Origin of the sequence: Geobacter sp. (assembly GCF_030834625.1) — a bacterium.
Lineage (GTDB): Bacteria > Desulfobacterota > Desulfuromonadia > Geobacterales > Geobacteraceae > Geobacter.
Genome location: NZ_JAUQXO010000014.1, coordinates 45,149 through 57,425 on the forward strand (window position 1 = coordinate 45,149; position 12,277 = coordinate 57,425).

Here is a 12,277-nt window from a genome sequence, read left to right on the forward strand (position 1 = left end):
CCGGGGCGGCAGGGGGAACCCGAGCCCCCAGGCCACGTGGCCAGAAACAGGCTGCGGACCCTGAGCCCCAAATCCCACAGTTCTTCCCAACGCATCTCACCGAAGGACTTGCGTTCCAGCAGCAACGGGAGCCGTTTTCTCAGTCCGGTGGCTTCCAGGTAGCGGTCGTAGGCTGTTGTGGTGATGCAGACTCCCGGCGGCACCGGCAGGCCTGACCGGGCCAGACGGCCGAGCGCAACCGCTTTGCCGCCGGCAGTGGGACGGTCGGCGTCAGTGAGTGCCGCCAGTTCGATGCAGAGATCCGTTGTCCCGTTCATGGCGGAAAGTGGTACTCCATGACGTTCTGGAAGCGGGTCACCAGATAGATGCTGGCAACCTGCACCCGGAAGAGGGCGCAGCTGGGTGCGGCGGTGAATTCGGCCAGATGGGGATGCTTGGCCAGATAGATGGCCAGTCCCGCTTCCCGTTCGTCACCACGCAACTCCTGGGCGGTGCCGAGAATGGTCGCTGCGGCCGCCCGGCTGAAGTCCGCAACCTGGTTGCTCCGGTTGTCCACAAGGAGCGCCACCTGGCGGTTCCCGGCCAGATTCGACCATTTGCGGGTGGCACGGGGTGTGGCGAAGTAGAGCTGGCGCAGGTCAGGGGTGACGGCGAAGGCCACGAGGCTGGCATAGGGGGCTGCGCCGGCGTCGGTGGCCAGCACGGCCAGGTACTGGTCCGTGCAGAGCCCCTGGAGAATTGACCAGTTCTCGGTGGTATCGTTCATGGTCCCCGGTTCTCCTCTTCCAGTATCCGCCTGATCCGCTCCCCTGCCAGCCGGCAGACCGCCAGGTAGGGGGCTGCCAGGAAAGGGACCTCGAAGACCACCCGGCAGCGGTCCGGACCCAGCGGCTCCACCCGGTGGCCGGTGGCCGGGATGCCGGCCACCTCCCAGCACCAGCGGCGGCCGGCGATATACTCTGTGATGCGAAATGGCACCCTCAGTCCTATGACGGTCCGCACCCACCCGACTGAGCCGGGGCCGATGAACCGCTCGGAACACTCCACAGCCGTGACCGATGGCCCCCACAGGTGCCAGCGCCGGGTATCGGTCAGCAGTTCCCAGGTGGCCGACGCCGGGGCACGCACCTCAATGGTGCAGATGAGTGTTTTCATGGCCGGTTCCCTTCATCCTCTTGGATTCTAGCACCTGCAACCGTCTCCGCAACATGGTCCATGAAGTTGCCGTTCCGCCATGCGGAGAGAGGTCATTCTGGTATAGTTCAGGAGGCATGTATTTTATTCTCGTAAGGTGGTGCGATGCGGTTTGGCCTCTGTTGCCTGTTTGTCAAAGAACCGGTCTCGTTCCGGACGACCACCGCAAAGGTGTTGCTGGCGCTGCCGCGGGAGCGCCAGCTCACCAAGGTTTCGGAGCTCTGTGTCACCAATGCCCGGAACCTGCTGCTGGCCCTGGCAACCGTGCGCCGGCTCGGGATCGGAGCCTTCCGGATCATGTCGCCACTCTTTCCGCGCATGACCCACCCGGAGGTGGGTTACCGGCTGGAGGATTTGCCTGATGGCGCCCTGATCCTCCACCTCCTGGAGGAAGCGCGGACATTCGCACGAAGGCACGATATCCGGCTCAGCTTTCACCCCGACCAGTTTGTCGTGCTCTCCTCGCCCCATTCGGCGGTGGTCGGAAGCTCCATCCGTGAGCTGGCGTACCAGGGAATGCTGGCCGAGGCGGTGGGGGCCGAGGTGATCAACATCCACGGCGGAGGCGTCTACGGCGACAAGGGGCAGGCCCTGGAGCGTCTGGCCGCGGTCTTCCCCGACCTGCCCGAATCTGTACGGAGCCGGTTGACGCTGGAAAACGACGATGTGAGTTACACCGTACGGGATTTGCTGCCGATCTGCGAGCGGCTGTCCCTGCCGCTGGTGTATGACGTGCACCACCACCGCTGCAACCCGGACGGTCTGTCGGTCGAAGAGGCAACGGACTTGGCGGGCGAAACCTGGCAGGCCGTCGGGCGGGAGGAGTACTGCCACCTGTCGTCGCCCCGGGCCGGCTGGGGGGGAGGGAACCCAAAGCCCCATGCCGATTACATCGACCCGGCGGATCTGCCGGAGTGCTGGCGCGGGAGGGAGATGACGGTGGATGTGGAGGCGAAGGCCAAGGAACTGGCCGTGGTAAGGCTGATGAGCGAACTGGGGAGAGGGGCGGGACCATGAAATTTCCAATGCGAAGAGTGATGCTGACGGGGATGCTGGCAGGGCTGCTGCCGGCGTGTGTCGGCGGCCGGCCCGACAACCTGGGGGCAAGGAATGGGACGCTGTCCCCCTGTCCCTCGTCACCCAACTGCGTCTCCAGCCAGGCGACAGACGAACGGCACCGGATTGCTCCGCTGGCCTTCCGCGGCGACCCGGATCGCGCCTTTACCCGCCTGAAGCAGGTCCTCGGCCGTCGCGACGATACGAAGATCATCGAGGAGCAGGCCGGCTACCTGCGGGTCGAGTTGCGCACCACCTTCTTTGTGGATGACGGCGAATTTCTGCTGGACCGGGAACAGCGGGTGATCCACGTCCGTTCGGCATCACGTGTCGGCTATTCCGACCTGGGGAAGAACCGCCGCCGGATGGAGGAGATCCGCCGCGCATTTACCCAGGCGGAGCCAAAATCATGAGCATTGTGGCCGCACTCATGGAACGGGGGATGCTCCCCGTTGGTGGCGGGAAGACCTAAGTCACTAATCCTTCTGTTGAATATGACAGTGATTTTGAGCAGAGCCCAGAGAGATGGTATGATACGAAAAATCAGATATTCGAAGAAGACTTACTCATATCCACACTGAACAAGGGAGTACTTTGATGATCAAAAACAGGTTCATTTTTATCGCTGCCGTTTTGGTGGTGATCATTCCCTTCCTTTCGTCGCTCCTCACGTTCTATACGGACTGGCTCTTTTTCGTCGAGACCGGTTTCACCTCGGTGTTCACCACGACGCTGACGGCCAAGGTCGGCGCCGGGCTCTTCTCCGGCATCCTTCTGCTCGTCTTCGCCCTCATCAACCTTCACTACGCGAACCGCGCCACGTTCTCCCCAAAGAATGTTTTCTTCGAGGGGGGGAACATCTACCGGATCCAGCGGGATGAGGCGGTGCGGCTGGCCGGGCCCCTGAGCATCCTCGCCAGCGTCGTCCTGGCACTCCTGGTCGCCCGGTGGGGTGCCGTGCAGTGGCAGAACCTCCTTCTCTTCATGAACAGCGTTACGGTCGGCACCAGTGACCCGGTCATGGGGAAGGATCTCGGCTTTTACCTGTTCAGCATGCCGCTGCTGGAGTATGCCAAGGGGTTTGCCGGCTTCATGGTACTGGCGGTCACGGCCCTGGTGGCCGGGGTCTACTATGTCCGGGGCGGCATCACCGTGACGGAGAGCGGTGCCTCCCTTGACCCGCGGGTGAGAAGGCATCTGGCGGTTCTGGTGGGGATCTTTTCCCTCACGGTGGCGGCCGGATTCTACCTGGACGGTTTCAGGCTCCTCCTTTCCGGGAGCAGCGGATTCCCGGGCGCCGGCTACGCCGACGTCAACGCCCGGCTCCTCACCTACCGGATTCTTGCGGTCGTGACCCCCGTTGCGGGGATCATGCTGGCGGCGGGCCTCTGGAAGGGTAACTGGCGCCTGGCGCTGCTGCCGCCGGTTCTGGTGGCCGCGGTCTACGGGGTCGGCATCATGGCCTATCCGGTGCTGCTGCAGAAGTTCAAGGTGGCCCCCAACGAGCTGGCCCTGGAGACCCCCTACATCGAGAACAGCATCAAGTTCACCCGTTTCGGGTACGATCTGGACAAGATCGAAACCATCCCCTTCGATGCCGACCTGAAACTGACCGCAGCGGACATCGCCAACAACGACGCCACCATCAGGAATATCAGGCTCTGGGACCACGCCCCGCTCCTCAAGACTTACAGCCAACTCCAGCAGATCAGGACCTACTACAAGTTTTTCGACGTGGACAATGACCGCTACCTGGTGAACGGCCAGTACACCCAGGTCATGCTCTCGCCCCGGGAACTTTCCTACAACGACCTCCCGAGCCGGAACTGGATCAACGAGCGGCTCATCTTCACCCACGGCAACGGCCTCACCTTCGGCCCCGTGAGCCGCATCACCAAGGAAGGGCTTCCCGAGTTCTTTGTCAAGGACATTCCCCCTGTCAGCCTGGCCGACATAAAGGTGAAGCGGCCGGAGATCTACTACGGCGAGCTTTCCAACGAGTATGTCATCGTCAAGACGAAGGTGCCGGAGTTCAGCTACCCCACCGCCACGGGGAACATCAACACCACCTACGGGGGGAAAGGCGGGGTGCCCCTGGATTCGGTGCTCCGCAAGGCCCTCTTCGCCGCCCGCTTCAGAACGGAGAAGATCCTCCTCTCCTCCGACATCACCGGCGAGAGCAGAATCCTCTACAACCGCAACATCAGCGAGCGGGTCAAGGCGGCGGCCCCCTTTCTCCGCTTCGACGGCGACCCCTACCTGGTGGTGGCCGACAACGGTACCCTCAAGTGGATCATCGACGCCTACACCTACTCGGACCGTCTCCCCTATGCAAAGCCCCTCGCCGGGGGAATCAACTACATGAGGAACCCGGTCAAGGCGGTGGTCGACGCCTATGACGGCACCCTGGACTTCTACGTGAGCGACCCCGGCGACGTCATGATCAAGGTCTACGGGCGGATTTTCCCGAAGCTCTTCAAGCCCCTGTCGGCCATGCCCGAAGACCTGCGCCGGCATATCCGCTACCCCCACCAACTCCTCCAGGTGCAGGCCGCCATGTTCGCCACCTACCATATGACCGACCCGAAGGTTTTCTACAACAAGGAGAACCTCTGGGAGGTTCCAGTCCTGGGCGAGGAGCGGATGGAGCCCTACTACACCATCATGAAGCTGCCGGGACAGAAAAAGGAGGAATACATTCTTCTTCTCCCCTTTACCCCCTCCAAGCGGGACAACCTGGCGGCCTGGCTCACGGCCCGCTGCGACGGGGAGAACTACGGCAAGCTCCTGGCCTACACCTTCCCCCGGGACCGGCTCATCTACGGGCCGAAGCAGATCGACGCGCGGATCAACCAGGATTCCCACATTTCCCAGCAGTTGACTCTCTGGAGCCAGCGCGGCTCCCAGGTCATCCGGGGGAGCATGCTGGTGATTCCCATCGAAAAATCGCTCCTCTACGTGCAGCCCCTCTTCCTGGCCGCCGCGGACAAGGCCGGGCTCCCCGAACTGCGCCGGGTCATCGTCGCCTTCGGAGACGAGGTGGTCATGGAGGAAACCCTGGAGCTGGCCCTGCAACGGGTATTCGGGGGGAGGAAGGCCACGGTCGGCGTCGCTGCGGCAGCGCCTGCGGCCCTGAAGGCCTCGTCGGCCGACCTCGCCAAGGAGGCGATGAGCATCTTCGAACGGGCCACCAACCTGCAGCGCCAGGGGGACTGGGCCGGCTACGGGGAGGAACTGCGGAAACTGCAGCAGGTGTTGAAGCAGTTGGCCCAGTAGGGTCGCTGAAATATCCAGCCGAAAGCCACAGGGAGGTGGCGATCGGCTGAAACGGCAGTATCATGTAGAGTGATTCCCAGGGAAGGGGGGCTGCCGTGACCATTGAAATGCTGCTGGTGCTGGGCCTGGTCGTATCGGCCTTGATCCTCTTTGCCACGGAACGGCTCCCGGCTGACCTGGTGGCCCTCATCATCATGGCGACCCTGCTCCTCTCCGGCCTCATCACCTCGGAGGAGGCTATCAGTGGGTTCAGCAACCCGGCCACCATCACCGTGGGGGCCATGTTCGTCCTCTCGGCGGGGCTCTATCGTACCGGCGCCGTGAACGCCGTGGGGGGAGGCCTTGCCCGCCTGGGACGGAAGAGCTACTGGCTGACCCTTGCCGCCATGATGCTCGTTATCGGGATAATCTCCGCTTTTATCAACAACACGGCTGCCGTGGCCATTTTCCTCCCCATAGTCCTCGGCGTGGCCCGCGACACCCATACCAGCGCCTCTCGCCTCCTGATGCCCCTTTCCTATTCCTCCATGTTCGGCGGGGTCTGCACCCTCATCGGCACATCCACCAATATCCTCGTCAGCTCCATTATCGAGCGCCGCGGCCTCGCTCCCATCGGGATGTTCGAGTTGACCGACATGGGGCTCATTTTTTTTGGCGCGGGGTTCCTCTACATGCTCCTGGTGGGAGTGCGGCTCATTCCCGTCCGGGTGGGCGAGGATGAAGAGGAGAGGCGGCTCGGCTCCGGCGACTATGTTACCGAAATCATCATCCAGCCCGAGGCCCGTCTGGTGGGGATGGTGCTCGCCCAGTCGCCGCTGTTGCACGAGCTGGATCTGAAGAGCGTGGAGGTCTTCCGGGACGGCCGCTTGCTCGACGACCCTCCCGAGCAGATCGAACTCCGCGAGGGGGATCACCTGAAGGTCCGGTGCGATCTGGAAAATTTCCGCAAAATCCAGCAGCGCCGAGGCATCGCCCTGAAGCAAGAGCTCGATCAGGGCGCCACAGAGGGAACGCCGGAGGAGAGCACCCTGGTGGAGGCGGTGGTCGCCCCGAACTCGACCCTCGACGGGCGGAGTCTCAAGGAGGCCCGGTTCCGCTCCCGCTACGGATTCACCGCCCTTGCCATCAGGCACCGGGGACACGTCATCATGCGGGAGAATCTGGAGACGACCGTTCTGAGGGCCGGCGATGTCCTTCTCTTTGACATGGGGCCCCGGGAGATCGAGCGGCTCCGCGTTGACCGCACCTTCGTCGTCATCTCCGAGGTGCAGGCTCCTGTCTTTCGCAAGCGCAAGACCGCCATTGCCCTTGCCGTCGTAACGGCCGTGGTGGCGGGTGCGGCTCTCGGGGTGGTTCCGATCATGACCGGCGCCATCATCGGGTGCATCGTCATGGTTCTTGCCGGCTGCCTCACGACGGAAGAGGCGTACGAAGCGATTGACTGGAAGGTCATCATGCTGATGGCCGGGGTGGTCACCCTCGGCATCGCCATGGAAAAGAGCGGAGCGGCTCTCTTCCTGTCGAAGTTCATCGTCTACGCCGTGGGGGGAGCGGGGCCCACGGCAATGGTGGCAGCCTTGTACCTCTTCTCGGCGATCATTACCGCTATTCTGTCCAACAACGCCACCGTGGCGCTGCTGATACCGATCGTTTTCGCCACCGCCGATTCCATGCGGATCGACCCGCGCCCACTCATCATGGCGGTCACCTACGCGGCGTCCCTGGACTTCATGACCCCCTTCGGCTACCAGACCAATACCCTCATCTACGGGCCGGGGCGCTACCGGTTCGCCGATTACCTCCGGGTCGGCACGCCGCTCAATATCCTTTTCTGGGTGCTGGCCACCATCTTCATTCCCCGGTTCTGGCCGTTTTAGCAAGGAGGTTCGATGGATACGCTCCGCGATGTTCTGGCACAAATCAGGGAATTCCTCGAAGTCCCCCTCGTGAAACTGGGTAAGGAGCAGGTGACCCTCTGGGCCATCATCCAGCTGGTGGTGCTGGTGGCGCTCCTCTTCTACCTGTCGGGGAAGCTCCGGACCTGGATCGCGGAGGAGTTCCTCACCCGCACGCGGATGGAGATGGGCGCCCGCCAGGCCACCGGCTCCATCATCCGCTACACCGTCATTGCCATCGGTTTCATCGTCATTCTCCAGACTGCGGGCATCGACCTCACCGCCCTCAACGTGCTGGCCGGCGCCGTCGGTATCGGCGTCGGTTTTGGCCTCCAGAACATCGTCAACAACTTCGTGAGCGGCATCATCATTCTTTTCGAACGCCCCATCAAGGTGGGGGACCGGATCGTGGTGGGAAACGTGGAGGGTGACGTGGTCTATATCGGCGGCAGGAGCACGACGGTGGTCACCAACGACAATATCACCATCATCGTTCCCAACTCGAAATTTATCACCGAGAACGTGGTGAATTGGAGCCACAATGACCGGAAGGTCCGGTTCCGGATTCCCGTGAGCGTCGCCTACGGGAGCGACGTCCATGAGGTGGAGCGGCTGCTCCTGGAGGTAGCGGCCGCAAACCCCGACGTGCTGGAGAAGCCGGCCCCGGGCGTGCGGCTCATGGAGTTCGGCGACAATGGCCTCAACTTCGAGCTGCGGGCCTGGAGCACCACCCTCATCCACCGGCGGGGGCTCCTGACGAGTAACCTCAACTATGCCATCTACAGGTCGTTCAACGAGCATGGGGTCGAGATTCCGTCCCCCCGGCGCGATATCCACATTCTGCGCGACGGGCACGGTGCGGTGCCGGCCGGTGGTGATACCGATTCGTGAGAGTTGTTGACGGGGCGGCAATGACTGTGGCCGATGACGTGGTAAACTGATTGTAGCGATGCTGGATGTACCCTTGCGAGGGTATTTCTGCATATCATCCCCCAAAAAGGAGACAGGTCATGAGCACCAGAGACGAGTATGTCAAGAAGTTGCAGGTAAAGCTGGAGGAGTGGAACGCCGATATCGACAAGCTTTCGGCAAAGGCGGGCGAAGTGAGGGCAGACCTCAAGCACGATTACGCCGAGCAGCTTGAGGCGGTGAAGGCGAAGCAGGCGGTGGCCCGCCAGAAGTTCGAGGAACTGCAGAAGTCCGGGGGAAACGCCTGGGAAGACCTGAAGGCGGGCATCGAGCTGGCCTGGAACGCGGTTGGCGAGGCCATCGATTCGGCCAAGTCCCGGTTCAAGTAAGACTGACCCCAGGGGGCTCCGTCGGCGTTCTGTAGCCCCTCACCCGGCCTTCGGCCACCCTCTCCCCCGGGGAGAGGGCCTGATTTCACCTCGCCCTGAAGGAGAGGGGCAGGGGTGAGGGGGAGAAGTGTCAACGTGACAGCACCTTGGAACAAGAAGGGCATGGCGGGGCGATCGTGCACGACGACGCCCCGTTGAGGCATGGGCGGGGTCGGACCCTTTCGGCAGGAGGCCGCAGATGTTCAAGAGGATCATGCTGTTTATCGTCACCAACCTGGCCATCATTTTTGTTCTCGGCATAGTGCTGAGCCTGCTGGGGGTCGGCCGCATCCTGGACCAGCAGGGAGTGGGGCTCGACCTCGGCAATCTCATGGTATTCGCCGCGGTCTTCGGCTTCGGCGGCTCGCTGATCTCGCTCGCCATCTCCAAGTGGACCGCGAAACGGCTCACGGGCGCCCGCGTCATCACGAGCCCCTCCAGCGAGGTGGAGGCCTGGCTGGTGCAGACCGTGGAGAGGCAGGCGAGAAACGCCGGCATCGGCATGCCCGAGGTGGCCATTTACGATGCGCCGGACGTCAACGCCTTCGCCACCGGCATGCGGCGCAACAGCGCCCTGGTGGCGGTGAGCACCGGCCTCCTGCGGGCCATGAACCGGGACGAGGCGGAAGGGGTGCTTGCCCACGAGGTGAGTCATGTGGCCAACGGCGACATGGTCACCCTGGCGCTCATCCAAGGGGTGGTCAACACCTTCGTCATCGTCGCATCCCGGGTCGTGGGGCACTTGGTGGACCGGGTGGTGTTCAGGACCGAACGGGGCCATGGCCCTGCCTTCTTCATCACTTCCATGGTTGCCCAGATGGTGTTTGGCATCCTGGCCAGCATCATCGTCTTCTGGTTCAGCCGCCAGCGGGAGTTCAGGGCTGATGCCGGCTCCGCCAGCCTTGAGGGGAGGGACAAGATGGTGGCGGCACTGGAGAAGCTTCGCCTGACCGCTGGCCAGCCCCACCTTCCCGACCAGATGGCCGCCTTCGGCATCTCCGGCACGGCCGGCGGCGGGCTGAAGCGGCTGTTCATGACCCATCCGCCCCTGGAGGAGCGGATTGCGGCCCTCAAGGGGGGGAGGTAGTCGAATTTCGATTCCGGTTGTTGCCTTCGCACGTTTGGGATGTTATGAAAAGTTGAAGAAATTTCCTTTTGGATGATCGTTGGTTGGGTCGGAGCGCGGGGGCGCCGGGCCATAATCAAGCGGATCGAAAGGCGACCAATGAAACGACTCGGCAACATCATGTTTCAAGGGCTGGTGGCGATGCTCCCGGCCCTGTTGACTCTCTACATTCTCTTCTGGCTCGTGAGCTCCGCGGAGACCGTGCTGGGCGGCATGCTCAAGGTGCTGCTTCCGGCCGGCTGGTATATTCCCGGCATGGGCATTTTGGCCGGACTCGTCGTGACCTTTCTCTTCGGCCTGGCGCTCAACGCGTTTCTGGTGCGGCGGCTGCTGGACCTGGGCGAAAAGCTGGCGGACAACATTCCGCTGATCAAAAACCTCTACGGCTCCCTCAAGGATTTCATCGGTTTTTTCGCCAAGCAGAAAGAATCCCAGTTCAACCAGGTGGTGACAATAGATCTGGAATTCGGCGGCAAGCCCATGCGCATGATCGGATTCGTCACCCGCAGCGATTTCAGCGGCCTGCCGGAAGGAATCGGCACTGACGGGGAAATCGCGGTGTACCTCCCCCTGAGCTACCAGATCGGTGGCTGTACGGTAATCGTGCCGCGCTCGTCGGTAACGCCGGTGAATATCTCAACCCACCGTGCCATGGGCTTTGTTGTCACCGGCGGCATGACTGCCGACAAGGGGCAAAACGCGAACACGTCGCCGTAGTTGGAACCCCCGGCTATCCGATTGTACGTCCTCATTTTCTCGCGGCACCTTTCGGCGTCTTTCTTGCCTTTCCATCATGTGAAATTTCACTTGCCAACCCAAAGCCAGAAATATATACTGCAAATATATATTATCGGAGGTTCAGGATGAAAACCGCAAAGATTTTTCAAAATGGACAAAGCCAGGCAGTCAGGCTTCCCAAGGAATTCCGCTTTGAAGACAGCGAAGTTTTTATTAAGAAAAGCGGCAACGTCGTTCAGTTGATCCCTCGGAGCGACTCTTGGAATTCACTCTTTTGCAGCCTCAAAAAATTTTCCCGCGATTTCATGTCCGAGCGTATACAGCCTGAAATGGACAAGCGGGAGACTTTCTGATGAAACTGCTGCTCGACACCAATATCTGCATTTACATCATCAAGCAACAGCCGCCTGCCGTGCTTGAACGCTTTCTGGAGTACCAGATTGGCGACATTGGCATTTCATCTGTAACCCTCTCGGAATTGCGCTATGGCGTTGCCAAGAGCACCCATAGAGAGAAAAACGCCAAAGCTCTCGACGAGTTCATCATTCCGCTGGAAGTGCTCCCTTATGATGAGGCGGCGGCTCACGTTTATGGCGATATTCGAGCAACTCTCGAAAAAGCAGGCACACCCATTGGTTCCATGGATCTATTGATTGCCGCTCACGCTGTATCCCTCGGAATTCCCCTCGTCACCAATAACACGCGTGAATTTTTACGGGTCCCTTCCCTCAATATCGTTGATTGGACCGTTTAATTTCCTCTGGCTAGGAATGCCCTGGGACAGGCCCTGTTCTCTCAATTAGCAGCCTCCTTGTTCGCTTCTGTCCCCTTATTCTCTTCCCTTATTCTCTTGTGTCCCACAAAGGGATTCCCCCGGCGCCCACGCTTTTAATAATATTTGACACATTCACGTTGCTTAATTTTTATCCCACGCGTACTATGGCTCGAACATATTCATGCCGGTTTGTCTGTGGCATTCCATAACAGAGGGGGGTGAATGAGAGGTTAAGCAGTATGGAGCTTAAATACCAACAAGGAGGGAATCAATGGATTTACTGCAAATTTTTTTCCTGGTTGTAGGGGCTGTGATCATGATGGTCATATGTCCTGCTCTCATGTTACTTCTAACCATCGCACTCGACTCGATCAAGCCGCGGCTAGCTTTTGACCTTGCCAAGTATACCTCGCCGGTAGTGGACCTTGCTTTCATACCGGCACTTTTCATCGGCAGGGCACTCGATATACCGCTCGGCGGGTTCAAGGCTAAATCCGAGAAAGAACAGGAAGCCTACTGGCAGGATGAATACAATAAAGCCGGCTACTGACGGCAACCAAGAGACACAATTCATTTTTTACACACTACAGGCCGGGGGTTACTCCGGCCTGTAGTGTTTTCGGTAATCCGCCGGTTCCCCGTACTCGCTCTCCACTGGAAGAGCAAAAGAAATATTAGTTGCATATAACGGGGCTGAGGCTGACCCGCCCTCGGCGGGTCTTGCCGATGGTTGGGACCGCCGAAGTTTGACACTTTGCAGGACACAACTGTCGCACAATCAGCAAGTTAGCTGATTTGGCCTCCGGTTTTTTACACTACAACGTCCTTAAGCTGGCTTGGAATCGGCTTGACTCCCAGCTTTTGCAGTAGCTCCTTCTGT

At 60.7% G+C, this 12,277-nt stretch carries 13 protein-coding genes and 1 pseudogene; 11 read left to right on the forward strand and 3 right to left on the reverse strand.

All coding sequences use genetic code 11. The features are described from left to right. Positions 1-53 precede the first annotated feature (53 nt). The 3 genes and pseudogenes from RCH91_RS21400 to RCH91_RS02990 all read right to left on the reverse strand — a co-directional run. Positions 54-317: pseudogene (locus tag RCH91_RS21400) on the reverse strand (PEP/pyruvate-binding domain-containing protein); the annotation flags it as partial. Continuing rightward, positions 314-766 (reverse strand): pyridoxamine 5'-phosphate oxidase family protein, encoded by a 453-nt coding sequence (locus RCH91_RS02985; protein ID WP_306533052.1) that lies wholly within the window; start codon positions 764-766, stop codon positions 314-316. The pseudogene RCH91_RS21400 and the gene RCH91_RS02985, both read right to left, overlap by 4 nt. Continuing rightward, entirely contained in the window at positions 763-1,155 is a 393-nt protein-coding gene (locus tag RCH91_RS02990; RefSeq protein WP_306533053.1) for an SRPBCC family protein, read from the reverse strand. Before RCH91_RS02990 ends, RCH91_RS02985 begins: the two co-directional genes overlap by 4 nt. Before the next feature lie 144 nt (positions 1,156-1,299). On the opposite strand from RCH91_RS02990, the gene uvsE reads away from it, so the two are divergent. From uvsE to RCH91_RS03045, 11 genes are all read left to right on the forward strand, one after another. Then, positions 1,300-2,211: a UV DNA damage repair endonuclease UvsE gene (gene uvsE, locus RCH91_RS02995; RefSeq protein ID WP_306533054.1), complete on the forward strand. Its 912-nt coding sequence runs from the start codon at positions 1,300-1,302 to the stop codon at positions 2,209-2,211. Continuing rightward, on the forward strand, positions 2,208-2,663 hold the full coding sequence (locus RCH91_RS03000; RefSeq protein ID WP_306533055.1) for a DUF1499 domain-containing protein: 456 nt from the start codon (positions 2,208-2,210) through the stop codon (positions 2,661-2,663). The genes uvsE and RCH91_RS03000 overlap by 4 nt, the downstream gene beginning before the upstream one ends. Before the next feature lie 184 nt (positions 2,664-2,847). Next, positions 2,848-5,526: a UPF0182 family protein gene (locus tag RCH91_RS03005; protein ID WP_306533057.1), complete on the forward strand. Its 2,679-nt coding sequence runs from the start codon at positions 2,848-2,850 to the stop codon at positions 5,524-5,526. 95 nt (positions 5,527-5,621) lie between these two features. Next, entirely contained in the window at positions 5,622-7,403 is a 1,782-nt protein-coding gene (locus RCH91_RS03010) for an SLC13 family permease (RefSeq protein WP_306533058.1), read from the forward strand. Between the two features lie 12 nt (positions 7,404-7,415). Then, positions 7,416-8,312, forward strand: coding sequence for a mechanosensitive ion channel family protein (locus tag RCH91_RS03015; RefSeq protein ID WP_306533059.1), 897 nt, complete (start codon positions 7,416-7,418; stop codon positions 8,310-8,312). Positions 8,313-8,431: 119 nt separating this feature from the next. Next, complete coding sequence (locus tag RCH91_RS03020) at positions 8,432-8,719, forward strand: hypothetical protein (RefSeq protein ID WP_306533060.1); 288 nt, start codon at positions 8,432-8,434, stop codon at positions 8,717-8,719. A gap of 238 nt (positions 8,720-8,957) precedes the next feature. Then, the gene (htpX, locus tag RCH91_RS03025) at positions 8,958-9,845 is read left to right on the forward strand and encodes a protease HtpX (RefSeq protein ID WP_306533061.1); all 888 of its coding nucleotides are present in this window, start codon (positions 8,958-8,960) and stop codon (positions 9,843-9,845) included. Positions 9,846-9,983: 138 nt separating this feature from the next. Beyond that, the gene (locus tag RCH91_RS03030; protein WP_306533062.1) at positions 9,984-10,601 is read left to right on the forward strand and encodes a DUF502 domain-containing protein; all 618 of its coding nucleotides are present in this window, start codon (positions 9,984-9,986) and stop codon (positions 10,599-10,601) included. Between the two features lie 146 nt (positions 10,602-10,747). Then, a complete protein-coding gene (locus tag RCH91_RS03035) occupies positions 10,748-10,975 on the forward strand; it encodes an antitoxin (RefSeq protein ID WP_306533063.1) in 228 nt (75 codons plus the stop codon). Further along, positions 10,975-11,376, forward strand: coding sequence for a type II toxin-antitoxin system VapC family toxin (locus RCH91_RS03040; protein ID WP_306533064.1), 402 nt, complete (start codon positions 10,975-10,977; stop codon positions 11,374-11,376). Before RCH91_RS03035 ends, RCH91_RS03040 begins: the two co-directional genes overlap by 1 nt. Positions 11,377-11,668: 292 nt before the next feature. Next, positions 11,669-11,947: a hypothetical protein gene (locus RCH91_RS03045; RefSeq protein ID WP_306533065.1), complete on the forward strand. Its 279-nt coding sequence runs from the start codon at positions 11,669-11,671 to the stop codon at positions 11,945-11,947. The last annotated feature ends 330 nt before the right edge of the window (positions 11,948-12,277 follow it).